Genomic DNA, 22,624 nt, shown 5'->3' with positions numbered 1-22,624 from the left:
ACCGCCATGCGCATACAACAGAAGGTCCTGCTCGTTCCCATGCAGCCCACCCCCAACGGGCGGATGCACATCGGCCACGGCGGCGGCACCTACCTCCGTGCCGACGTCATCGCCCGCGCGCTGCGCGCCCAGGGCCATGAGGTCGCGGTCGTCACGGGCAGCGACGTGTACGAGGACTGGGTGGTGGCCGCCGCCCATCGCGAGGGCCGCTCGCCCGAGGAGACCTGCCGCGACCACCACGCGGGGATCGCCCGCGACCTCGCCCGCCTGTCGGTCCGGCTGGACGCCTGGATCGACCCGTCCGGCGAGGAGCACCGGGACGCCTACCGGCAGCTGCACGAGGACGTCCTGAACCGGCTGCGGACCACGGGGGCCGCCCGGCTGGAGAGCGAGCGCATCCCGTTCGCCCGGGACACCGGGCGAGCGCTGGTCGGCCCGTGGATCGCCGGCGAGTGCCCGCATTGCGGGCGCCCGTGCGGCGGCAGCACGTGCACGTACTGCGGGGAGTACTTCGTCCCCGAGCAGCTGGTCGACGCCCGTTCCCGGATCGGTGACGGCCCCGTGGAGTGGCGTACGGAGCGGAACTGGTTCGCGACGGCCGACGATCCCGGGGCCATCGCCGACCGTCATCGCGCGGCCGGCCTGCGCCCGGTGTTCCTCGCTCCGCTGCTACGCGCCCTGGAGGCCCACGGCGGCCGCGTCCGGCTGTCCGGCCAGGGCGACTGGGGCATCCGCAGCGAAACGCTGCCCGCCGGCAAGGTGATCAGCAACGGGTACTTCCTCTACAGCGTCTACTGCGGCGAGGTGCACCGGGCGTCGACCGGAGCCGCGGTCAACCCCTTCGCCCCCGGCAGCGGTGTCACCACCGTCGGTCTGTTCGGCAGCGACAACTCCACTCCCGGACTGCTGGTTCCGGACGTGATCGCCCAGGGCTCCCGGGGGACCCTGACGCCGTTCGACGCCACGGTGGTCAACGGCATGCTGCAGTTCGAGGGCCACAAGTGCTCCACCAGCAAGCGTCACGGCATCTGGCTGTCCGAGCTGCTGGACGGCACGTCCGTGACCGCGGACGAGCTGCGCTACGCCCTGCTGCACGCGCCCCTCGACCACGGCCCGGCCGACATCTCCCTGCGGTCGCTCACCGACCACGTCAACGCTCTGCGCACATGGCGGACGAGCGTGCTGCGCCCCGCCCTCGACCGTCTGCGGGAGCAGTCCCGGCCGGTGCCCCGGGCGGAGTCGGCGCTGAAGGCGGCCGCCGCCCAGTACGAGCTGCTCACCCCGTACTCCCCGGATCTGACGGCGGCCGTCGAGGCCTTCGACGCGTGGATCGGCGGCCCGCTCACCGCGGACGCGGAATGGCTCGTCGGCGTGGCGCTGCTGGCCCGCCCGCTGCTCCCGGAGCTGGCCGATCAGGTCTGGGCGCGGCTGGGCTTCCCCGGCGAGCCCGATCTTCGGCAGGCGGAACATCTCGAGCCCCTGCCCCTTCGGTCTCCGGCCGGCTCGGCGGACGAGCCCGCCGGGCCGCTCGATCCGGCGGCCCTGCGGCCGTACGTACACATTCAGGATCAGGAGTGACCGGCTGGTACGTTCCGGGCCATGACCGACAGCGTGTACGTGGGCAATGCGGGCAAGGACGCGGCACTGGACCGGGGGTGGCTGCTCGGGCACTTCAAGGACGCCTCCGATCCCCGGCACAGCGAGGCGGTGGAGATCAAATGGGGTGTCCACCCCAGGGGCGACGAGCGGGCCCAGTGGGTGACGGGTGAGGAGCGCACGGCCCTGCTGGTCCTCATCAGCGGGCGCTTCCGGGTGGAGCTGCCCGGACGCAGCGTCGTCCTGGCCGAGCAGGGGGACTACGTGGTGTGGGGCCGCGACGTCGACCACTCCTGGTTCGCGGAGGAGGAGTCCGTGGTCCTGACCGTCCGCTGGCCCTCCGTACCCGGCTACAAGGTGGCCGAGTAGGGAGCGCCACTCCCGCCCCCGGGGGCAGGAACGCCGCTCAGCGCGACCCCACGGCCCATGGCAGGTGCACGACACCGGCTTCGTCGATCGGCCGTCTCCGGCCGCGGCTTGCATGCTTACCGTGCGGCAAGTAAGTTGCTTGCCGACAGGTAAGTGGAGAGTGCATCGAACTCCGCTTCGGCCCCGCCCGGCGCGGGCCGCGCCTGGAGCAGTTCCCCCCTTTCTTCACGCGCTCCCGCAGTCCGGCTCCGGACTGCGGGAGCGCGTTGACGTGGGCTGCCCCCGGCCTTGCAGTGATCGTTCGCAGAGAGGCAGTGCCATGGAGTCGACAGCAGCGAAGACGCCCCAGGAGGCGGAGGCGCCCCCGGGGTTCACCCATCGCGAGATCATGATGACCATGGGCGGTCTGGTCATCGCGATGCTGCTGGCCATGCTCGACAACATGATCGTCGCCCCGGCCCTGCCGACCATCGTGGGTGACCTCGGCGGGCTCAACCACCTCGCCTGGGTGACCACCGGCTACATCCTGGCGTCGACCGCCGCCACCCCGATCTGGGGCAAGCTCGGCGACCTCCTCGGCCGCCGGATGACCTTCCTCACCTCCATCGTGATCTTCCTGATCGGCTCGGTGCTCTGCGGCATGTCGCAGAACATGGGCGAGCTGATCGGCTTCCGCGCCCTCCAGGGTCTCGGCGCGGGCGGTCTGATGGTCGGCGTGATGGCCGTCATGGCCGAGATAGTGCCGCCGCGCGAGCGGGGCAAGTACCAGGGCGTGCTCATGGCCGTCATGCCCGTCGCCATGATCGGCGGCCCGCTGGCCGGCGGTTTCATCACCGACCACCTCACCTGGCGCTGGGCCTTCTACGTCAACCTGCCGCTGGGCGTCGCCGCCCTGCTGGTGTGCTGGTTCACGCTGGCCAAGCTGTCGCGCGGCACCGGCAAGGCCCGTATCGACTGGAGCGGCGCGGCCCTGCTCACCACCTGGATCACCACGCTCGTGCTGATCACCAGCTGGGGCGGCAACGAGTACGACTGGGACTCGGCCACCATCATCGGCCTGGCCGTGGCGACCGTGCTCGCCTTCGTCGCCTTCGTGATCGTCGAGCGCCGTGCCGCCGAGCCGATCATGCCGCTGTCGGTGTTCGCCAACCGCAACTTCTCGCTCGCCGGCGCCCTCAGCTTCATCGTCGGCTTCGCCATGTTCGGCGGGGTCACCTTCCTGCCGCAGTTCCAGCAGTTCGTCCAGGGCTCCTCGGCGACCAACAGCGGTCTTCTGCTGATGCCGATGATGCTCTCGTCGATGGTCGTCTCGATGGCGGGCGGCACCCTGATCAGCCGCACCGGCCGCTACCGCGCCCTGCCGATCGCCGGCACGGTCCTGATGGCCGCCGGCCTGGCGCTGTTCGCCACCATGGACATCGACACCTCCCGCACGATGACCTCGCTCTACATGGTCGTGCTCGGCGCGGGCATGGGCTGCCTGATGCAGAGCACGATGCTCATCGCGCAGAACAACGCGCCGCTGCGCAACATGGGCGCCGCCACCGGCGCCGCGACCTTCCTGCGCAACATGGGCGGCTCCGTCGGCGTCTCGCTGCTGGGCTCGGTCTACGCCACCACCCTGACCGACACCGTCACCTCCCACATGGGCGCGGCGGCCGGGTCGGGCGACGGCGGGCTCAAGGTGGCCCAGATGACGCCGCAGGCCCTGAAGAGCCTGCCCGCGACGGCGCAGCACGTGTTCCAGGAGGCCGTCACCGACGGCGTCGGCCAGGTCTTCGCCTGGGGCGCGGTCGTGGCCGCCGCCGGACTGCTGGTCGCGGTCTTCATCCGCCACGTCCCGCTGCGCGGTTTCGACGCCGCCGCCAAGCCCGGGGCGGCTCCGGAGGAGAGCGCCCAGGAGGCCCCCGCCGCTGCCGCCGGCTGATCCGCCTCTCGATGCCGAAGGCGCCCGGCGCGATCCGTCATGGATCGTGCCGGGCGCCTTCGGCTTTCCCCAACGCGTACGACCCGGCGCAACCGGCTCCGGCCGGGCGGCGGGGACTCGGGCGACGCGGCTGACCAACCCCTCCCGGCCAATGCGCAGCCGACCCGACCGGCCATTTCTGTCACAGGCATAGACATGACACGTTGCCGGTGGTGTCATGCCGTCTGGCACTCCCTTTCCAACGTTAGAAACCGTCCGGCCGGCAACCATCCGCACGGTGTCCCTCACGCACCTCAGCGCCGACGATCCCCGCTCACCGCACCGAGCCGTCGCCCCCGCCCGGCCCCCGAGCAGCACCTGGAACGCTCCGCACGGCCGTCCGCCGCCCCCCACGCACCGGAGACCGGATCCCATGGTCAGTCCCGAAGATTCCCGCACCCCGCGGCCCCGCCGTCGGACGCTCTTACGGTGGAGCGGGGCGCTGGTCGCCGCCGCGGCCACCGACGGACTGTTCGCCGTGCGGGCGGCGCAGGCCGCCGAGACCGCCCGGGCCACCACGTCGTCCGCCGCGGGTCCGGCCGCCGCGTCCCAGCGGGCCGTCGCGACGTCCACGTTCAGTCCGCTGCGCCCGCCCGCCGTCCCACTGGCCGTACGGTCCCCGTACCTGTCCACCTGGGTGCCCGGGGACAACCTGGCAGGGACCTGGGCCACCTTCTGGAACGGGCGCGTCACCGCACTGTGCGGCCTGGCCCGGATCGACGGCACGGCCTACGTCTTCGCCGGATCACCCGCGCTGCCGGGCGGTCCGACCCTGAACACGATGCAGCAGGTCTCGCTCCAGCTCACCGCCACCCGCTCGATCTACACCCTCACCGGCGGCGGGGTGACCCTCACCGTCACCTTCTTCTCCCCGGTGGACCTGGACGACCTCCAGCGCCAGTCCGTACCGCTCAGCTACGTCACCGTGCGGGCGGCCGGCAACGACGGGCGGGCCCACAGCGTCGACGTCCATGTCGACGTCTCCGGCGAATGGGCGCACGGCGACAGCCGCACCCTCATCACCTGGGACCAGCAGGAGACCGGCGGGATGACGGTGCTCAGCGCCGAGCCCGCCTCCCCCGCGGTCCTCCAGGAGAACGGCGACCAGGCCGCGTGGGGGCGACTGGTGCTCGCGGCCCCCACGGGCACGGGAACCACCTGGGAGATCGGCCAGGACACCGTGGTGCGCGCCGCCTCGGCGAGCGGCGGACGCCTCGCCGGCACCGTGGACGGGGCGCGGCCCCGGGCGATCGACGACCGCTGGCCCGTACTGGGCTTCAACCACGACTTCGGCACCGTCGGCCCCGATGCGCCCTCCCCCGACTTCACCCTGACCCTCGGCCACGTCCGCACCCCTGCCGTGAGCTACCTCGGCACCCGGCTCCAGCCCTGGTGGACCCACTACTGGGGCTCCTGGGCCGACATGGTCGCCTGGTTCCACGCCGATCACGCCGCCGCGTCGGACTCCGCCACCGCCCTCGACCGGCGCATCCACGACGAGGCGGTCGCCGCCCTGGGCGGGGGCACCACGGGTGAGCACTACGCGGCCGTGTGCGCGCTGGCACTGCGCCAGGCCGTGGGCAGTGCGGAACTGGTGGACCGCGGCGGTGCCCCCTGGGCGTTCCAGAAGGAGATCTCCTCCAGCGGCAACATGTCGACGGTCGATGTCATCTACCCGACGTTCCCGGTGTACCTCCACCTCTCCCCCGCCTATCTGCGGATGCTGCTGGAGCCGCTGCTGGACTACCCGGAACACGGCGGCTGGCCCAACCCCTTCGCCGAGCACGACCTGGGCCGGCTCTACCCCAACGCGGACGGCCACGACGACGGCAACGAGGAGTCCATGCCGGTCGAGGAGTCGGCCAACCTGCTCATCATGGCCGCCGCGGTCGTGCAGCGGCTGCCCGCCGCCGACGGCGCCGCGTTCGCCCGCACCCACTACACGATCCTGCGCCGGTGGGCCGAGTACCTGTCCGCCAACGCCCTGGACCCCGGCTACCAGAACCAGACCGACGACTTCACCGGCTTCATCGCCCACAGCTCCAACCTGGCGCTCAAGGGCATCGTGGGCATCGGCGCCATGGGCGTGATCGCCACCGCCGCGGGCGAGTCCGGCGATGCGGCCCACTACTCCGCGCTGGCCAGGAGCTGCGTCAGCCGCTGGACGACCCTCTCCGAGGACTCCTCGGGCCGTCACCTCAAGCTCGCCTACGACCAGGACGGCACCTGGAGCCTGAAGTACAACGGCTTCCCGGACCGGCTGCTCGGCCTGGACCTGGTGCCGCTCGGCACCGCCGCCCGCGAGGCGTCCTGGTACTCGGCCCACGCCGGGACGTACGGAGTGATCCTCGATCCGCGCAACGACTACACGAAGGTGGACTGGGAGCTGTGGACAGCGGCGTGGCTCGCCGATCACACCGCCACCCGCGACACCCTGGTCGACGGCGTGTACAACTTCGCGACCACCACTCCGCAACGGACCCCCTTCACCGACTGGTACGTGGTAGCGACCGCCGCCCAGCGGGGTTTCGCCGACCGGGCCGTGGTGGGCGGGGCGTTCGCGCTCCTGCTGTCGCCGGCCGCCTCCGGCACCGTCTGGCGCCGGATCCAGAACCGCAACTCGGGGAAGGTGCTGGCGGTTTCGGGGATGTCCCTGGCCGACAGCGCGGAGGTCACCCAGTACACGGACAACGGCACCGTCGACCATCTGTGGACGCTGATCGACAACGGCGACGGCACGGTACGGATCGTCAACCGCAACAGCGGCAAGGTGCTCGCGGTGCACGACCAGAGCCTGGACAACGGCGCCCACGCCCAGCAGTACCAGGACAACGGCACCCCGGACCACGTCTGGCGGATCGTCGACGCCGGCGACGGCTGGTCGAAGATCGTGAACGTCCGCTCGGGGAAGCTGCTCGCCGTCGACGGGATGTCCGGCGCGGACGCCGCCCAGGTCACCCAGTGGGAGGACAACGGCACCGCCGACCACCTGTGGCGGTTCCTGTAGCTCCTGCCCCGTCAGGTTCCTTCAGCCCCTCTGCCCCGTCGGGTTCCCTAGCCCTGTCCCGTCAGGAGACCCCTGTCAGGAGGACCAGCCATGTCCGTTCGACCCCTGCCCAGGCTCCTGCTGGTGCCGGCACTGGTGCCGCTGCTCCTCGCGGCGGGCCTGGGCCGGGTACCGGAGGCCGCCGCGGCCCAGCCGTCGGCGGCTGCCGCGGTGTGCTCCGTGTACTGCGACACGCTCGACCCGTCGAAGGCCGCCCAGGAGACCTTCCCGGTAGCCGACGTGAACCTCAACGGCCGGCTGCTGCGGCTGCACGTCGACGACGCCGACGGCATGGCCTGGGCGAGCATCGACAGCGCCGGCCGGGACGACGCCGTCTGGCTCGACCGTTCCTGGGACGGCGGCGCCACCTGGGACGGACTCCTCGGCAAGGCGTCCGTCCCGGCGACGTGGACCGGCACTCGCACCCTCATGTACAACCTGTACGACCCGGGCAACCATCGGCGCGGCCTGCTGCGCGCCTGTGGTGACGCCCAGGGCGTGACCTGCACGTCGTGGGCGCGCACCACGGTCTGCGCGGCGGCCTGCGACCGCCAGGGAACCGCCCCCGGCGACACCCGGCCGGTCCCTGCGGCCACGCTCGCCGGGCGCACCATTACCCTGCACACCGACAGCGCCGGCATGGCCTGGGGGACCCTGGCGGGCGGCCGGACCGGCGACGAGGTGTGGCTGGACCGCTCCTGGGACGGCGGCACAAGCTGGCCCGACGGCTCCTCTCTCGGCCGGCTCCCGGTTCCCGCCGGGGCGACCGGGACCGGCACCGCGCGCTTCAACACCTCGGACCCGCTGGGCCGCCTCTACGGCGGCGCGGTGCGGGCCTGCGGTCGCGCGGTGGAGGGCCAGAGCGGCAGCTGCACCGCCTGGGCCCGGCCGGTGACCGGCCGGGCGGCCGCTGCCGCCGACGCGCTGATGTACTCCTACGACCCCAACACGGCTTACTGGCGCTCCAGTTGGTGGAACTCCGCGGTCGCGCTGACCACCGTCGTCGACTACCTGCGCCAGAGCGGCGACACGAGGTACACCTGGATCGTCGAGCAGACCTTCAGGACCAACCGGGTGGCCTTCCCCGCCGGGGCGCGCAGCTCCGACGCCATCGAGGGGGACTTCATCAGCCGCTCCACCGACGACTCCGAATGGTGGGCGCTGGCCTGGGTCGACGCCTACGACCTCACCCACGACCGCCGCTACCTCGACGAGGCCGTCACCATCGCTACCTACGTCAACGGCCTCTGGGACACGGCAAGTTGCGGCGGCGGAGTGTGGTGGGACCGCGAGCGGACGTACAAGAACGCCATCACCACCACGCTGTACGCGCGCCTCGCCGCCGCGCTGCACAACCGGTTGTCCGGCGACACGCTCTGGCTCGGCCGGGCCACCACCGCCTGGAACTGGTTCCAGGGCAGTGGCATGATCAACGGCTCCGGTCTGGTCAACGACGGCCTCACCGGCGGCTGCGCCAACAACGGTCAGACCGTGTGGAGTTACAACCAAGGCCTGGCGATCGGCGCCGCCGTGGAGGTCTGGCGGGCCACGGGCAGCGCCGCGACACTGGCCACCGCCCGCCGCCTCGCCGACGCAGCCCTGGCCTCCCCCTCGCTGGTGAGCGCCGGCGTCCTCACCGAGTCCTGCGACGCGCCCGCCTCGGACTGCGACGACAACGCCAAACAGTTCAAGGGGATCTTCATGCGCTACCTCCAGGACCTGGACTCCGTCACCGGCCACGCGTACCGCGCCTTCGCCACCACCCAGGCCGACACCGTCTGGAGCACCGACCGCGACAGCCTCAACCGCCTCGGCCAACGCTGGTCGGGCGGCGGTTCCGGCACCCACCCCAACACCCGCGACTGGCGCACGCAGGCGTCTGGCCTGAGCGCGCTGCTGGCGGGGGGCTGAGCAAGCACCGTCGCGGTCGAAGCGGTCGTACGCCACCACCCGGGTCCGGTCACGCCGGGTTCGCCGGCGGGTCCCGACTGGGTCACCTCGCCGGCGGGCCCTGCCTCGGGTGGCTCGCCACCGGTTCAGGCTCGCGGTCAGCGGCGTGTCCAGCGCGGCATGGACCAGTCCGTCCGCGAAGCGGGGCAGGTCCTCGGCACCGACGAGCCCACCCAGCCGCTCCGGGGAGGCGGGCAGCCCGAGGCGCCTGGCACCGTCGACGGCCTTGCCGTCGAGATACGGCGCGAACTCGGGCCAGACGCCCTGCACATCGCGCAGGAAGATGTCGGCTCCGGTCGGCCCGATCCCGGGAACGGCGAGGAGCGCCTTCCTGGGGTCGGCCTCCTCTCGGAGCCGGCGCAGATCGCCGCCGTAGCGTTCGAGCAGGAGCTCGGCTCCCTCTCCGAGAAGGGTCGCGGTCCGCTCGTCGTAGCGTCGGTAGCCGCCTTCTCCCAGCGCGTCGACGCGCTGCTGCCAGGTGGCGTCCGCCATGGCCCGAGCGGTGCGCATTCCGGCGGCGTTCAGTGCCCGGGACGCCGCCACCGCGATGTCGGCTCGGATGCGGGCACTGAGGAGGTTCGCGAGGACCAGCGTCTGATACAGGGGCGCCGGGGTGTTGCGCAGGCGTATCCCGGCCTGGGCCGGATAGGTGCGCGGCTGCCGTTCCAGCAGTGCGCGCACGACCGCTTCCCGGGCCGGGCCCGTCGCCTCCCCAGCCCCCTTGCCGCGACTCTTCGTGGTCATCGCGCAGTCCTCGGGTCGTCGTCCGATCGCCGGTCCGGGCGCCTGTCGCCCGGTCCCGCTCCGGCCTGCTCCGGTCTGGTGGGCAGAGGGGGTCGCGCACGGCATAGGTCTGTCTCGAGGGTCCGCCGTGCAACCCGTCCTCCCCGTCGTCGCGTAACCCTCTCCGGCCGCGGCAAACCGGATGCAGTGGGGCATTTCGACGCAGAGGCTCACGACGCCGTGTGGTCAGGGTGGCCCGGGGTGCGGCGCCGTTCCTTCATCTCGGCCTCGTAGATGTGGTCCGCGCCCCCGGCCAGGGCGCCGCGAACCTCGGCCTCGACCTGCTTGAACGGGTCGTAGTAGGTGGAGTTGTACGACTCGACGATCTGGAACGTCCAGTGCCCGGGGATGACGTTGCGGCCCACGATCTCCCGCTCGACGCGGTCCGCCCACTCCGGATGACCGCCCTCGCGGAGGAGCCGCACCGCACGATCCAGTTCGAGGTCGGCGGTTCCGGTGAGCTGGTGGAAGTCGTAGAGCCTGCCCCGGGCCCGCTCCGTCGTCTCCAGCGCCTTCGACAGGGCTCCCAGCGCTTCCACGGTGGTGTCGGAGAGCCCTTCGGGGCGCCGGTGCTCCGGGGCCGGGGCGTCACGATGATCGTTCATGCACTCATGGGTTTCCCGTCGGCGGGAAACCTCACGCGTCTGCGTCCGATCGAGGGGCGTCCCGTCAGTGGGCGATGTTGTCGATCAGCTCGCGCGCACCCTGGCGCAGCAGGGCCAGCGCGACGGAGGCACCGAGGTCCGACGGGCTCAGCCGCCCGGCCCATTCGTGGGCGTTCAGGACGGTCTTGCCGTCCGGGCTGAACACACAGGCGCGCAGCGACAGATCACCGCGGGATGCCTTCGCGTAGCCGGCGATCGGGCTGTTGCAGTGCCCTTGGAGGACGTGCAGGAACATCCGCTCCGCGGTGGCCTCGCGATAGGTGTCGGCATGGTTCAGGCCGCTGACCAGGTCGATCGTGGACGTGTCGGTCTCGCGGCACTGAAGGGCCAGGACACCGGCTCCGATCGGCGGGCACATCGTCTCGGCCGACAGGACCTCGGTGATCACGTCGGACCGGCCGATGCGTTCCAGCCCGGAGACCGCGAGGAGCAGGGCGTCGACCTCGCCGGCGGCGAGCTTGTCGAGGCGGCGGTTGGCGTTGCCGCGGAACGGCACGCATTCCAGCTCCGGGTGGGAGGCGGCGAGTTGAGCGACCCGGCGCACCGAGGAGGTGCCGATCCGGGTTCCCGCGGGGAGCTCGTCGAGGAGCAGACCACCGGGGTGGACGAGGGCGTCACGGATGTCGTCGCGCTTGAGGAACGCGGCGAAGGTCGTCCCGGCCGGGAGGGGCCGGTCGGCGGGCACGTCCTTGACGCAGTGCACGGCGATGTCGGCCTCGCCGGCGACGAGCGCGGCGTCGACCTCCTTGGTGAACGCACCCTTGCCCTCGACCTTGGACAGGTCTCCCATCCACTTGTCGCCGGTCGTCTTGACCGGGACCACCTCGGTCCGGAGCTCCGGATGGAGGGCACCGAGCTCGGCGCGGACGCGTTCCACCTGGGCCAGGGCCATGGGTGAGTCGCGGGAGACGATACGGATCAGCTCAGGGGCGGACATGGCGAACACCATAGTGCGTCGGGGCCCGATCCCCACGGTCGACTGCGGGTCGCATCTCCGCGGTACGGCACGGAAGTTGAGGTTTTCGGGCAGGCGTGCGAGCGGGTCGCCGACTTGTTCGGACCGCCCCGAACCGCATCGGCCCCCGGCGTCCGGGACGTCGATGACAGAATGCCGCGATGGAGTCGATCTTGCGTGCCGCGGGTGCCCTGCTGAATACCGAACTCTCCGGGCCCGTCGACCTGGGAGGCAGTTCGCGCAGCACCGTGCTCCGCTGCGCGACGGCCGACGGCCGCAGTGTGATCGTCAAAGCCTACGGCGACGGACCGGACTCCCTGCGCTGCTTCACCGCCGAAGCCGCCGGGCTGTCGCTCGGGATCGCCGGTCCTGAGCTGCTGGGCGTGGACACCGCGATTCCGCTGCTCGTGATGGCGGACCTCGGAGACGCGCCCACCCTGGCGGACGTCCTGCTGGGGAACGATCCCGCCGCCGCGGAGGCCGGGCTGCTGGCCTGGGCGCGCGGGCTCGGGGGACTGGCCGCCGCCTCGGTGCACCGGCGCGCCGATCTCACCCGGCTGTGGGCCCGTTACGACAGGGGCATGCCGTCCTGGGAGGACGACCCGTGGATCCCGCGGAACCCCGCCTCCCTGCTCGCGCTGCTCGAGGACGGCGGTGTCGCGGCCCCGGCGGGCCTCGCCGAGGAGTTGGCCCGGATAGGGACCGCGGGCGGGGAGGAGTACCCGGCCTTCACCCCGGGTGACACCTGTCCCGACAACAACCTGCTCACCGCCGAGGGGCTGCGTCTGATCGACTTCGAGGCCGCCTGCTACCAGTCGGTGTTCATGACGGCTGCCTACTGCCGGATGCCGTTCTCCAGCTGCTGGTGCGTCTTCGCGCTGCCACCCGGGACGGCCGCCGAGATCGAGCAGGCGTACCGCGACGAGGTGGTCGGCGTGTATCCGGCGCTGGCCGACGACGACGTGTGGCACGCCGGAATGCGACAGGCCATAGCGGTGTGGACCGTGGACGCCACGGTGAGGGTGCTGCCGCGCAGCGCGCAGGACGCGCCGCTCCACCCGACGCGCCGCCCTGTTCCCACCAGGCGCCAACTGCTCAGGCACCGCTGGGAGATGGCGAGCGAGCTGGAGGAGTTCCCGGCCCTCGCTGAGACCATGCGCTCGCTGCTGCGCGAGGTCGCCGGAGACTGGGACGTACCCGCGCTGCCGGGCTATCCGGCCTTCGCGAACCGGGAGACGCGCACACCTGCTCCCTCAGCGGCCAACACCCAAGCAAGAAAAGCCTACTGACGGCACCTCAGCACGAAGGGGATCGGCGAACAGTCCTCCGTCCCGGTCCTCCGCCGCACCGCCCATGCGAGAATCCGGGGCGTGCTCACACAAGGGCGGAAGACGGCTCCTGCCGGGGCGGTTGTGGTCACGGGTAGTTCGGGCAGGGTCGGATCGGCCCTGGCGGCGGCTGTCGACGCGGCCGGCTGGACGGTCCGGGGCCTGGACCGGATGCCGGGCCGCTGGACGAGCACCGTCGCGGACCTGCGCGACGAACGGGCGCGGCGGGCCGCACTGCGATCGGCCGACGTCCTGATCCATACCGCCGCGCTCCACGCCCCGCACGTCGGCCGCCTGAGCGACGCCGAGTTCCGCACCGTCAACGTCGACGCGACCGCCGCGTTGGTCGAGGACGCCGCCCGCCTCGGCGTCGGACGGATCGTCTACATCAGCAGTACGAGCGTGTACGGGCACGCCCTGGTGCCCGCCGGCCAGGCGGTCTGGGTGGACGAACGGCTCACGCCGCTCCCCCGGGACATCTACGACGAGACGAAACTGGCCGCCGAGGACCTGGTCGCCTCCTGCGGCGTTCCCGCCGTCACGCTGCGCATCGCGCGCTGCTTTCCCGAGCCCCTGCCCGTGAGGGCCCGTCATCTTCTGCATCGGGCGGTCGACGTGACCGACGTGGCGGCGGCGGGCGTCCTGGCCGTGACGCACTCCGCCGTGACCGGCACGTTCAACGTCTCGGGCCCGCACCCCTTTCGCCGTGAGGACTGCCGTGCCCTTCACCGTGACGCCGGTGCGGTGCTCGCCGAACGCGCTCCGGATGTCGTCGAAGGCTTCCGCGACCGGGGGTGGGCCGTGCCCGAGCGTCTGGACCGGGTCTACGACTCCACCGCCGCGGCGAAGGCCTTCGGATACAGCCCTGTTCGCGGCATCCGGCACCTCCTGCGTGCCGCCGCGGACGGGCGGAACGCGTAAGTGTCCGATCGCGGCCGTTCGCACCTCAACGGCCGGCTTCCCTCACCCGTCGCCCGTGACGCGTGGCGGCGCCGCACCGACCGCCCCGCGTCTCATCGGGCCGTTCGTTCGGGGATCTTGGGCAGGACCTTCTCGGCGATGCCGAGGAGAGCGCTGTCGGTGGGCAGGGCCCCGGACGTGCTCCACACACTGATCTCGCAGTAGCCGCCCCGGTCGTGACGGTCCAGCGCCACGGCCAACGTCCTGGCCAGTGGGCCCTGTTGGACCGGTCCGCCGGATCCGCTGCTCCCGAGGTTGATCTCGATCTTCATGGTGTGGTCCGAGAACAGGACGGCGGGGCGTCCGAGGACCTTCAGCGTCTTGATGTCCTGCTCGTTGCCGTACTTCATCAGCTTCACGTACTGATCGGTGCTCAGGTGGTCGTAGGTGGCCGACACGTGCACCGTGTACGTGTCGAAGCCGACCTCGGCCTCCGGTTCGGCGATCTTCCCACCGGTCAGGGCGGCGGTGTTGTTGCTGCTGGACGTGGTGGTCGCCTTCTCCCCGGGTGTTCCGAGGAGCTGGGCCAGGTCCGGCCGGTTGAGCGCCTTGCACAGCTGGTCGCCGGTCACCGGGCGCGGCGTGTGCTGGAAGGCCTTCGGAAGCTTCTCGTGCGCGTCCTCCGAACACGAGACGGGCTGGGCGACGACGTCGTCGTCGGCCGGCATGAAGTTGGGTCCCAGCCACAGCACGGCGCCGAGGACCCCGAACAGGGCCACGGCCGCGATCGCCTGGCCCCAGGCGTTGTGATCCTTCTTCGGGGGCTTCGGAGCGGGGTGCGGCGCGGCCGCGGCCGCCGGCTGGGCCTGGGCCGCGGGCCCGCCCTGGGGGTGAACCTGCGGCGCGGGGTGGGCGGGGAGTTCGCCCGGGCCGTCCGCCGAGGCCGCCGTTCGCGGGTTCCGGCGCTCACGCAGGGCGTGGATCACGACGTACACGCGGATCGCGGTGAACACGAGGAACACCGTGCCGAGACCGGCGGCGGCCAAGTGCTGATCGTGCACGGCGAGATACATGAGGCGCACGCCCAGAACGGAACCCAGCACGATCAGCAGGGGCTCACGAACCCAGAAGGGCAGAAGGCGGAGGAGGAAACCGAGCATCCGGTGATCTCATCAGGTCAAGATCACAGCCCGCCATGATGGAAGCCACAGTTCCGGACACGGTCGGGGCACATTCGCAGCACGAACCGACCCCTACGAGGCCCTTGTTGACCAGGAAGGGGTCGGTCGGAGCGTGAACGCCTAGGGCGTGTTGCGAAAGTCCCGCCTGCCGCGCGACGCCATGCACGCACTCTCGCCGCACCGGGCGAAAGCCCAAGTACATCCAGTACGAGGGCTTCCGCCCGGCACGCCGAGAGCACGCACCTGACGCCGCGCGGCCCGCCCTTCGGGCGGACGACGGGACTTTCGCAACACGCCCTAGTCGGATGCCCCTTGCCGGACGGGTTCCGCCTCTTGCGCGGGCCCGGGATCGTCGGCGGGTGCCGCGGCCTTCAGCGCCGCCTCGACCCGGCGGTTGCTGGTCATGGTGGCCGTCACGGCGGTCATGGTGAGCAGGAGCCCGGCGGCGACGTAGAGCGGGGTGCGCAGGTCGTAGGCGGTGGCCAGCCAGCCGCCGAGGAACGCGCCGAACGGCGCGGCGCACATGGCGAGCATGCGGGAGGTGGAGGCGACGCGGCCCATCAGATGGGCCGGGACGATCGCCTGCCGGAGGGAGGGCCCGAGCACCATCGTGGCGCCCATGCCCGCACCGCAGACGGCGAGCGCGAGGCCGGCCACGTACGCGTTGCCCGCGGAGGCGAGTCCCAGGATGGCCAGCCCCTCGACCGCGGCCGTGCAGGTCAGCGCGGTGCCGGTACCCAGCCGCCGGCCGAGGAAGGTGGCGATGCCCGCGCCGAGCAGGCCGCCCGTGGCCTCCGCCGTGAGCAGCAGACCGTATCCGACGTTGTCGACGGCGAGACGGTCGTGCGCGAAGAGGGCGAGTACGGTCTCGACGGCCAGGAAGGCGATGTTCCCGACCGCGGGGCGGAGCGCGAGCCCGAGCAGCAGCCGGTCCCGGAAGACGTACGCCGCACCGGACCGCGCCTGCCGGAGCAGCGACTCGCGGGCCTCCGGTACGGACCGGGGCACGGCGGGCAGCGATCGTACGAGCAGGGCGGAGAGCGCGAACGACACCGCGTCGGCGACCAGCGGAACCGCCCGGCCGAGCGCGAGCAGGGCGCTGCCTGCGGGCGGGCCCACGAAGCCGGACGCGGCCGTCTGAGCGCCGCGCAGACGGGAGTTGGCGCGTTCCAGGAGCGCGGGGTCTCGGCCGAGGAGATCCGGCAGGTAGGCCGTGGCCGCCGTGTCGAAGAGGAGCCCGCCGAGGCCGAGGAGGAAGGTGACGGCCGCGAGCAGCGGAACGCTCAGCAGGTCGAGTACGGACGCCACCGCCGGTATCGCGAGCAGCACCGCCCGCAGCGCGTCCGCGATCCACATCGTGCTCCGGCGGTCCCAGCGGTCCACCAGCGCGCCGCCGAGGACCCCGAAGAGCACCCAGGGGAGCGTCCCTGCCGCCGTGACGACGGCCAAAGCCATCGGATCGCGTGTGAGTGTCAGCGCGAGCAGCGGCAGCGCGGCATGGGTGACTCCGTCACCGAGCGAGGACACCGTCTGCGCGGTCCACAGGCGCCCGAACCCGGCCGGCAACTTCTTCATGTCGGTGCTCATTCGCCATCACTCCCGCCCTGGTTACGAGGCGCCGGCCGGAACAGCGCGAAGACGAGCGACGCGTCCGGCAGCGAAGGGTCCGACAACTGCCGGTATTCGTCGGCCAGTTCCTCCAGCCGGGCCCCCAACTCCTCGTACTGCTCCTCGGTGAGCCGCAGGTGCGCCATCCGCACGTGCCGCTCACTGTCCGCCGACGCCGCTTCGAGGTCGGCCACCGCGTTCCGCATCAGCACGTCGGGCTGCCCCTCGCCCGGCTCGGGCAGCACGATCGACCGCGCGGCGATCGCGTAGTACCGCTCGGTGACCCCGCGTACCTTCCGCGTCCGCACCACCTTCACGAGGCCGGCCCGCTCCAGGAGCCGCACGTGGTAGCTGGAGCTCCCCTTCGCCAGGCCCACGCGCTCGGCGATCTGGGTGATCGTCGCCGGCTCGAAACGGAGCATGGCCATGATCCGGTGACGCGTGAGGTTGGAGACCGCGCGCAGTTGTTCGGCGGAGGTGACGTGGAGCGTCTCGGGAAGGTCGTCTTCAGGCATGTGCTCAATGGTCAACGATTCTTGACCATTGCGCAAGAGGTTTCCGTACGCCTTTTGGGGGCGGGCCTGAAACAGGCCGTGCGAGCGCCGTACCCGTTGTCAGTGCGGTGCGCTTGACTGTCCGTCATGGAGCTCACCCAAGCGATCGTCAACGACCTCCTGGACCGACTCGGCCCGGGTGCCGGCCACATGTATCTGCCCGACGACGTGGACCGGCAGGGTCTGGCCGGACTGCTGTCGGACAGATACGGCGCCGCGCGCACGCTCGTCCTGGACGGATTCACCGACCCGACGGCCGACGCGTCCAAAGGCACGGATCTCCTCCTTCCCTTCGGGGACCGGACCGTGAGGATGCGGGCGTGGGCCTACGGGGACCAGTGGATCGGCACGGGTGCGGCACGGGATGCGGAGGGGATCGAGCGGCCCGTGCTCGTGACCGCCCGCCGACAGGTGCCCGAACCCCTGGCGGTGGCTCCGGGCGAGGACGTCGACTGGGTGGAGCGGCTCATCGGGATCACCGGCTGGGCGGAGCCCGTCACCCGGCGTCCGGACGTGGACTGGGCGGCGGTGGAGTCACGTCTGGGCACCGCGCTTCCCGGCGACTACAAGCGGATGGTCGAGACGTTCGGCCCCGGCGGCTTCGACGGATATCTGGACCTGGACCAGGAACCGTCCACGCATCTGCGGCAGGACGGGCTGCTGATGTGGGGCGGCACGGAGCACGAGGACCTGTACTGCTGGAGAACCGACGGGGACGACCCGGACCGCTGGCCCGTCGTCGTCCGGTCCTTCGACAACGAGGACACCTCCTTCGACTGCCGGGCGGCGGAGTTCGTCTGCCGCATCCTCGTCGACCCGCACCACCCGTACACGATGGCGGGCTACTTCGACACCCACTGGTTCATGGAGTACACGAGCGAGGGCTGAAGGGGGCGGGACTCGCCCCGCACGGCGTCCCGGGTCCGACCGGCCGCGGTCTCCTGCACCGGGCACGAGCCCGCGGACGGGGTCGGCACTCCCAGGCCGCAACGGGGGCGCGCCGGGCCACGGCAGCGGGCGCGCCCTGGTGACGAGGGCCGTCGGCCCCGGCGGCGGGCTCACCCGATCGCGTCGGACCGCCTTCCCGGGAGTGCCGGTTCGGGGCGGCGGCCGAACAGTCGGATGAGTGTCGGCAGAGCGTGGACCGCGTCGCGGGCTCGGGCCAGGGGCAGGCGGGCCAGGTCCGCGGGAAGGTGCATGCCGTCACGGGGGATGGCGAGGACGGGCATGCCCGCGGCGGCCGCGGAGCGGATGCCGTTCGGGGAGTCCTCGACCGCCAGGCAGCACGACGGCGAGAGGCCCAGAGCGGCGGCCGCGTGCAAGTACGGGTCGGGGGCCGGTTTGACCCGGGCGACGTCCTCGCCGCACACCACGGCGGTCACGCCGGAGGCCAGACCGAGGTGCTGGAGGGCGGCGAGTACGAAGAGACGCGGGCTGGCGGTGGCCACCGCGACGGGTCCGTGGCGGCCGGCCTCACGGAACAGCTCGACGGCTCCCGGCAGTGCCCGGATGCGACCGGCCGCACAGTTCTCGGCCATCACCCGGGTACATGTCTCGACGACCTCGGCGGTCTCCACGGCCCCGCCGCACAGATCGGCGACGTAGGAAGCCCAGTGGCCGTTGCCGTGCAGGGCGATGCCGTCCTGGGGCCGCCACACGTGACCGTGCCGGGCGGTGAAGTCGGCGCAGACGCGTTCCCAGGCCCGGCCGGTGTCGATCAGGGTGTCGTCGAGATCGAAGACCGTGGCGCGCAGCACCCGGTTCACACCGCCGCCGGGGTTGCGGGGTCGCTGTCGCGCAGGTGCCGGGCGAGCTGCTCGACGGAGACCAGCGCCAGCCGGTGTTCGTCGGCGAAGGCGCGCAGTGTCGCGAAACGGGCGAGGGAACCGTCGTCCTCGCAGATCTCGCTGATGACCCCGACCGGCGCCAGGCCGGCCAGACGCAGCAGGTCGACGGTGGCCTCGGTGTGACCGCGGCGCTCGGCGACCCCGCCGGGGCGGGCCCGCAGCGGGAACATGTGCCCGGGGCGGACCAGTTGTCCGGGCTGGGTCGAGGCGTCGGCCAATGCCCGGGCGGTCGCGGCCCGGTCGGCGGCCGAGATCCCCGAACCGGTGCCGGCCGCATCTACGGAGACGGTGTACGCGGTGGTGTCCAGCGGATCCGTGTCCGGGTCGGGTTCCACCATCAGCGGCAACTGGAGCCGGTCGGCGATGTCACCGGGCATCGGGACGCACAGCAGCCCGCTGGTGAAGCGGACGAAGAAGCCGATGGCCTGGGCCGTGGCGAACTGGGCCGCCATCACCAGGTCGCCCTCGTTCTCCCGCTCCTCGTCGTCGACCACGACGACCGGCCGCCCGGCCCGCAGTTCCTCGACGGCGACCACAAGGGGGTCAAGAGACCGCCGCATCCCGGCTGATGTCACGCTGTCCAGCCCTTCTCGATCTTGCTCTTCCGGCGAAGGCATCGACCGTCGGAGGGCCCGACTTGAGCACTGGCACTCGAACAGACGAGTCGCCCGCCAACGGGGCTCCCGGGACCTCGTGGTGCCGGCCCCGTGCCCCTCCCCACGCCCGCCGGGTCCCGCTCGCGCCCTGCCGTCCGGTTCCGCGCGGTGATCCGTTACGCTGCGGGCCGTTGATCACGAGGGAAGACATGTTCAAGCGACTTGTGACGGCCGCCGTGACGGCCGTTCTGATAGCCGGGCTCGGCGCGTGCGGCCAGGGCGGCGACACGCACGACGAGGTCTCGAACCACGCGCTGGACGCCGGTCAGGACGACGGGAGCACCGCCGGGCAGCCCGCCACCACCGCCACGGAGGACCCGAGCGTCGTCGGCGTGCGGGACCAGGTCCGCCACCGCGCCGCGCAGACCACCCTGGCCACGCGGCCGCGCATGACGAAGAAGTGCACCACCACGACACACCGGGTCAAGCACACGACCACCACCGGCTCGGGCACCAAGCGCCGCAGCCGCAGCTGGTACTCCACCGATCACTCGACGAGCTGCGAGAAGGTCCGCACCGGGACTCAGACCTACCGGCGCGTCGTCCGGCCGGAGCGGTGGTGTGTGCGTCTGGACGACGTCGGCGGCGACCCGAAGAAGGACGACGTCTGGTTCCAGGTCACCCCGACGACCTACCACTCGGCCGTCGGCGCGGACGAGCGCGCCCACCTGGAGTTCGCCCCCACGGGCAGCGGCTGTTGAGCGCGCCGGGCCCCTCGTGGCCCGGCCTCACCCGCGGGTGACGCTCACTCCGCCCAGCAGGCCCCAGGCGTCGATGCGGACCGTCGGCCCGCCCGGCCGGTCCGGGCCGGCGTCCTTGACCCCGCCCAGGCGGATCCCGTGCACCTCCACGACGACATCGGGACGGACCTTGAGGCTGACGCCGCCGATCAGGCTCAGCTTGGTGATGCGCAGTTCGGCGCCGTCGGGTATGTCGATGCCGGTGAGGTCGACGTCGGCGCCGCCGATGAGCGAGGCGGTGACCGTGCGCTCGTGCAGGGTCTCGCCCTCGAGCCGGTGACCACCGATCAGGCTCACCTTGACGTCGGTCTTCTGCTGCGTGCCCGCTGTCTTCTTCATGGGAAGAAGGTAGGCCGGGGACTCCCCCGCACCCCAGTGTCCGGTGTACGTCCTTCGGCATGACAGTTGTCATGCGGCGCTGGGCGATACTCCTTCGCAGGGGCGGCCGTGCTCCGCTGCCGGTGACGGACTACTTGGGCTCGCGGTCGAACTGGGCCTTCGACCAGCGGTATCCCAGGACGCTCAGGCCCAGGCACCAGGCCACGGCGATCCAGCCGTTGTTGCCGATCCCGGTGCCCAGGAGAAGTCCGCGCAGGGTTTCGATGGCGGGCGTGAAGGGCTGGTACTGCGCGATCGGCTGGAACCAGCCGGGCATGGAGTCCAGCGGGACGAAGGCGCTGGAGATCAGGGGCAACAGGATCAGCGGCATGGCGTTGTTGCTGGCCGCCTCGGCGTTGGGGCTGCCCATGCCCATGCCGACCGCGATCCAGGTGAAGGCCAGGGAGAACAGGGCGAGCAGCCCGAAGGCCGCCAGCCATTCCAGGACGCCGGCGCCGGTGGAACGGAAGCCCATCGCGACACCGACGGCTCCGACCAGGACGACGCTGACCAGCGACTGCACCACGCTGCCGACGACGTGCCCGAACATGATCGAGCCACGGTGGATGGCCATCGTACGAAAGCGGGCGATGATGCCCTCGTTCATGTCGGTGGCGACCGAGACGGCGGTACCGACCACGGTGGAACCGATGGTCATCAGCACGATGCCGGGGACGATGTAGGCGATGTAGGCCGAGCGGCCCGCGCCACCGCTCATCGTGTCGCCGAAGATGTAGACGAACAGCAGCAGGAGCATCACCGGGGTGAGCAGCAGGTTCAACGTGAGCGAGGGATAGCGGCGGGCGTGCAGGAGGTTGCGGCGCAACATCGTGGACGAATCGCGTACGGCGAGGGAGATCGAGCTCATCGTGCAGCCTCCTCGGGCAGGCTCGGCTTGTCGGTCGGGTTCGGCTTGTCGGTCAGATGGGGCTCGGCGGTCACGCTCGGCTCGGTCCCGTCCGATTCGGTCCCGTTCGGCTCGGTCCCGTTCGGCTCACTCGTCCGGTTCGGCCGGCTCGACTGGTTCGGTACGGTGCCGCCGCCGGTCAGGGCGAAGAAGACGTCGTCGAGGTCGGGGGTGTGCACGGTCAGTTCGTCGGCCTCGACACCGGCCGCGTCCAGGCGGTCGAGGACGGTCCGCAGGTCGCGCTGGCTGCCGTCGCTGGGCAGTTGCAGGGCGAGGGCCTCGTCGTCGCGTGACGCCTCGCCCAGGGAGGCGGCGGCGCTCCGGTAGGCGGCGGGGTCGGTGAAGCGCAGGCGGACGTGTCCGCCGGGGACGAGCCGTTTGAGTTCCTCCGCGGTGCCCTCGGCGGCGATCCTGCCGCCGTCCAGGACGGCGATGTGGTCGGCGAGTTCGTCGGCCTCCTCCAGGTACTGGGTGGTGAGGAAGACCGTGGTGCCGCCTGCGACGAGTTCGCGGATGATCCCCCACATGGTGTGGCGGGACCGCGGGTCCAGGCCGGTGGTCGGCTCGTCGAGGAAGATGACGCTCGGGCCGCCGACCAGGGTCATGGCGATGTCGAGGCGGCGCTTCATGCCGCCGGAGTAGGTGGAGGCCGGCTTGTCGGCGGCCTCGGTGAGGTCGAAGCGTTCCAGGAGTTCGGAGGTGACGCGGCGCCCTTCGGCCTTCGAGAGGTGGTGCAGGTCGGCCATGAGGAGCATGTTCTCCCGGCCGGTGATCAGGCCGTCGACGGCGGAGAACTGGCCGGTGACCCCGATGACCGCGCGGGCGGCCTGTGCCCGGGTGGCGAGGTCGTGGCCGCCGACGTGGACCGGTCCGGAGCCGGCGCCCGGGGAGATGAGCGTGGAGAGGATCTTGACGGCGGTGGTCTTGCCGGCACCGTTCGGGCCGAGCAGGCAGAAGATGGTTCCTTCCGGGACGGTGAGGTCGATGCCGTCGAGGACGGTCTTGTCGCCGTAGGACTTGCGCAGTCCCTGGGCGGCGATGGCCGGGCCGGTCATGGCGGTGCTCTCCTTGCGTCGGGGGCGTAAGTGGCCGTGATTCACAGGCTGTTGGCGGTGATGTCGCCGTGGGCGGTGGTGGCGTGGATGGTCAGGGCGGGGGTGTCGCCGGTGTTCTTGAGCGTGTTGGCGATGCGGCC

General features: G+C 71.7%; 19 protein-coding genes and 1 pseudogene. 9 read left to right on the top strand and 11 right to left on the bottom strand.

Annotation, left to right across the window (positions count from 1 at the left end):
- The first annotated feature begins 6 nt into the window (after positions 1-6).
- From IO36_RS38720 to IO36_RS38700, 5 genes are all read left to right on the top strand, one after another.
- Positions 7-1,578, top strand: coding sequence for a class I tRNA ligase family protein (locus IO36_RS38720; RefSeq protein ID WP_037627609.1), 1,572 nt, complete (start codon positions 7-9; stop codon positions 1,576-1,578).
- Between the two features lie 21 nt (positions 1,579-1,599).
- Complete coding sequence (locus tag IO36_RS38715) at positions 1,600-1,965, top strand: cupin domain-containing protein (protein ID WP_037627608.1); 366 nt, start codon at positions 1,600-1,602, stop codon at positions 1,963-1,965.
- Between the two features lie 319 nt (positions 1,966-2,284).
- Positions 2,285-3,892: an MDR family MFS transporter gene (locus IO36_RS38710; protein ID WP_078943715.1), complete on the top strand. Its 1,608-nt coding sequence runs from the start codon at positions 2,285-2,287 to the stop codon at positions 3,890-3,892.
- 412 nt (positions 3,893-4,304) lie between these two features.
- Positions 4,305-6,938 (top strand): glutaminase domain-containing protein, encoded by a 2,634-nt coding sequence (locus IO36_RS38705; protein WP_078943714.1) that lies wholly within the window; start codon positions 4,305-4,307, stop codon positions 6,936-6,938.
- Positions 6,939-7,028: 90 nt separating this feature from the next.
- Positions 7,029-8,888, top strand: coding sequence for a glycoside hydrolase family 76 protein (locus IO36_RS38700; protein WP_037627607.1), 1,860 nt, complete (start codon positions 7,029-7,031; stop codon positions 8,886-8,888).
- Positions 8,889-9,014: 126 nt separating this feature from the next.
- Here IO36_RS38700 and IO36_RS48765 read toward each other — a convergent pair.
- The 3 genes and pseudogenes from IO36_RS48765 to hemC form a co-directional block, all read right to left on the bottom strand.
- Positions 9,015-9,671: pseudogene (locus tag IO36_RS48765) on the bottom strand (hypothetical protein); the annotation flags it as partial.
- Between the two features lie 209 nt (positions 9,672-9,880).
- On the bottom strand, positions 9,881-10,315 hold the full coding sequence (locus tag IO36_RS38695; RefSeq protein ID WP_037627605.1) for a hypothetical protein: 435 nt from the start codon (positions 10,313-10,315) through the stop codon (positions 9,881-9,883).
- Positions 10,316-10,379: 64 nt separating this feature from the next.
- Positions 10,380-11,312 carry a hydroxymethylbilane synthase gene (gene hemC / locus IO36_RS38690; RefSeq protein WP_037627949.1) on the bottom strand — a complete coding sequence of 311 codons (933 nt, stop codon included), beginning with the start codon at positions 11,310-11,312 and terminating at the stop codon, positions 10,380-10,382.
- Between the two features lie 179 nt (positions 11,313-11,491).
- On the opposite strand from hemC, the gene IO36_RS38685 reads away from it, so the two are divergent.
- Positions 11,492-12,619 carry a hypothetical protein gene (locus IO36_RS38685; RefSeq protein WP_051901277.1) on the top strand — a complete coding sequence of 376 codons (1,128 nt, stop codon included), beginning with the start codon at positions 11,492-11,494 and terminating at the stop codon, positions 12,617-12,619.
- A gap of 81 nt (positions 12,620-12,700) precedes the next feature.
- Positions 12,701-13,579 carry an NAD-dependent epimerase/dehydratase family protein gene (locus IO36_RS38680; RefSeq protein WP_245173643.1) on the top strand — a complete coding sequence of 293 codons (879 nt, stop codon included), beginning with the start codon at positions 12,701-12,703 and terminating at the stop codon, positions 13,577-13,579.
- A gap of 92 nt (positions 13,580-13,671) precedes the next feature.
- On the opposite strand, the gene IO36_RS38675 is transcribed toward IO36_RS38680, so the two are convergent.
- From IO36_RS38675 to IO36_RS38665, 3 genes are all read right to left on the bottom strand, one after another.
- The gene (locus IO36_RS38675) at positions 13,672-14,718 is read right to left on the bottom strand and encodes a DUF6215 domain-containing protein (protein ID WP_037627601.1); all 1,047 of its coding nucleotides are present in this window, start codon (positions 14,716-14,718) and stop codon (positions 13,672-13,674) included.
- A gap of 318 nt (positions 14,719-15,036) precedes the next feature.
- Positions 15,037-16,326 (bottom strand): MFS transporter, encoded by a 1,290-nt coding sequence (locus IO36_RS38670; RefSeq protein ID WP_209441332.1) that lies wholly within the window; start codon positions 16,324-16,326, stop codon positions 15,037-15,039.
- The gene (locus IO36_RS38665; RefSeq protein ID WP_037627599.1) at positions 16,323-16,862 is read right to left on the bottom strand and encodes an ArsR/SmtB family transcription factor; all 540 of its coding nucleotides are present in this window, start codon (positions 16,860-16,862) and stop codon (positions 16,323-16,325) included. The genes IO36_RS38670 and IO36_RS38665 overlap by 4 nt, the downstream gene beginning before the upstream one ends.
- A 126-nt stretch (positions 16,863-16,988) precedes the next feature.
- On the opposite strand from IO36_RS38665, the gene IO36_RS38660 reads away from it, so the two are divergent.
- Complete coding sequence (locus tag IO36_RS38660) at positions 16,989-17,789, top strand: hypothetical protein (protein WP_037627597.1); 801 nt, start codon at positions 16,989-16,991, stop codon at positions 17,787-17,789.
- Positions 17,790-17,959: 170 nt separating this feature from the next.
- On the opposite strand, the gene IO36_RS38655 is transcribed toward IO36_RS38660, so the two are convergent.
- A complete protein-coding gene (locus tag IO36_RS38655; RefSeq protein WP_158997737.1) occupies positions 17,960-18,658 on the bottom strand; it encodes an HAD family hydrolase in 699 nt (232 codons plus the stop codon).
- A 5-nt stretch (positions 18,659-18,663) separates the two neighbouring features.
- Complete coding sequence (gene ribB, locus IO36_RS38650; protein ID WP_078943713.1) at positions 18,664-19,308, bottom strand: 3,4-dihydroxy-2-butanone-4-phosphate synthase; 645 nt, start codon at positions 19,306-19,308, stop codon at positions 18,664-18,666.
- 245 nt (positions 19,309-19,553) lie between these two features.
- Here ribB and IO36_RS46535 point away from each other — a divergent pair, with 245 nt between their 5' ends.
- On the top strand, positions 19,554-20,105 hold the full coding sequence (locus IO36_RS46535; protein ID WP_037627596.1) for a hypothetical protein: 552 nt from the start codon (positions 19,554-19,556) through the stop codon (positions 20,103-20,105).
- A 27-nt stretch (positions 20,106-20,132) separates the two neighbouring features.
- Here IO36_RS46535 and IO36_RS38640 read toward each other — a convergent pair whose 3' ends face one another.
- From IO36_RS38640 to IO36_RS38630, 3 genes are all read right to left on the bottom strand, one after another.
- The gene (locus IO36_RS38640; RefSeq protein WP_051901274.1) at positions 20,133-20,483 is read right to left on the bottom strand and encodes a hypothetical protein; all 351 of its coding nucleotides are present in this window, start codon (positions 20,481-20,483) and stop codon (positions 20,133-20,135) included.
- 130 nt (positions 20,484-20,613) lie between these two features.
- Positions 20,614-21,390 carry an ABC transporter permease gene (locus tag IO36_RS38635; RefSeq protein ID WP_037627594.1) on the bottom strand — a complete coding sequence of 259 codons (777 nt, stop codon included), beginning with the start codon at positions 21,388-21,390 and terminating at the stop codon, positions 20,614-20,616.
- Positions 21,387-22,484: an ATP-binding cassette domain-containing protein gene (locus IO36_RS38630; protein WP_078943711.1), complete on the bottom strand. Its 1,098-nt coding sequence runs from the start codon at positions 22,482-22,484 to the stop codon at positions 21,387-21,389. The genes IO36_RS38635 and IO36_RS38630 overlap by 4 nt, the downstream gene beginning before the upstream one ends.
- Positions 22,485-22,624: the final 140 nt, after the last annotated feature.

Source organism: Streptomyces aureus (assembly GCF_000725495.1).
GTDB lineage: Bacteria > Actinomycetota > Actinomycetes > Streptomycetales > Streptomycetaceae > Streptomyces > Streptomyces aureus_B.
This window is presented reverse-complemented; position numbering and strand designations above follow the sequence as displayed.

Coding starts and splice junctions, on each gene's coding strand:
- IO36_RS38720 (WP_037627609.1), top strand. CDS start 7: ATGCGCATACAACAGAAGGTCCTGCTCGTTCCCATGCAGCCCACCCCC.
- IO36_RS38715 (WP_037627608.1), top strand. CDS start 1,600: ATGACCGACAGCGTGTACGTGGGCAATGCGGGCAAGGACGCGGCACTG.
- IO36_RS38710 (WP_078943715.1), top strand. CDS start 2,285: ATGGAGTCGACAGCAGCGAAGACGCCCCAGGAGGCGGAGGCGCCCCCG.
- IO36_RS38705 (WP_078943714.1), top strand. CDS start 4,305: ATGGTCAGTCCCGAAGATTCCCGCACCCCGCGGCCCCGCCGTCGGACG.
- IO36_RS38700 (WP_037627607.1), top strand. CDS start 7,029: ATGTCCGTTCGACCCCTGCCCAGGCTCCTGCTGGTGCCGGCACTGGTG.
- IO36_RS38695 (WP_037627605.1), bottom strand. CDS start 10,315: ATGAACGATCATCGTGACGCCCCGGCCCCGGAGCACCGGCGCCCCGAA.
- hemC (WP_037627949.1), bottom strand. CDS start 11,312: ATGTCCGCCCCTGAGCTGATCCGTATCGTCTCCCGCGACTCACCCATG.
- IO36_RS38685 (WP_051901277.1), top strand. CDS start 11,492: ATGGAGTCGATCTTGCGTGCCGCGGGTGCCCTGCTGAATACCGAACTC.
- IO36_RS38675 (WP_037627601.1), bottom strand. CDS start 14,718: ATGCTCGGTTTCCTCCTCCGCCTTCTGCCCTTCTGGGTTCGTGAGCCC.
- IO36_RS38670 (WP_209441332.1), bottom strand. CDS start 16,326: ATGAGCACCGACATGAAGAAGTTGCCGGCCGGGTTCGGGCGCCTGTGG.
- IO36_RS38665 (WP_037627599.1), bottom strand. CDS start 16,862: ATGCCTGAAGACGACCTTCCCGAGACGCTCCACGTCACCTCCGCCGAA.
- IO36_RS38660 (WP_037627597.1), top strand. CDS start 16,989: ATGGAGCTCACCCAAGCGATCGTCAACGACCTCCTGGACCGACTCGGC.
- ribB (WP_078943713.1), bottom strand. CDS start 19,308: ATGCGGCGGTCTCTTGACCCCCTTGTGGTCGCCGTCGAGGAACTGCGG.
- IO36_RS46535 (WP_037627596.1), top strand. CDS start 19,554: ATGTTCAAGCGACTTGTGACGGCCGCCGTGACGGCCGTTCTGATAGCC.
- IO36_RS38640 (WP_051901274.1), bottom strand. CDS start 20,483: ATGAAGAAGACAGCGGGCACGCAGCAGAAGACCGACGTCAAGGTGAGC.
- IO36_RS38635 (WP_037627594.1), bottom strand. CDS start 21,390: ATGAGCTCGATCTCCCTCGCCGTACGCGATTCGTCCACGATGTTGCGC.
- IO36_RS38630 (WP_078943711.1), bottom strand. CDS start 22,484: ATGACCGGCCCGGCCATCGCCGCCCAGGGACTGCGCAAGTCCTACGGC.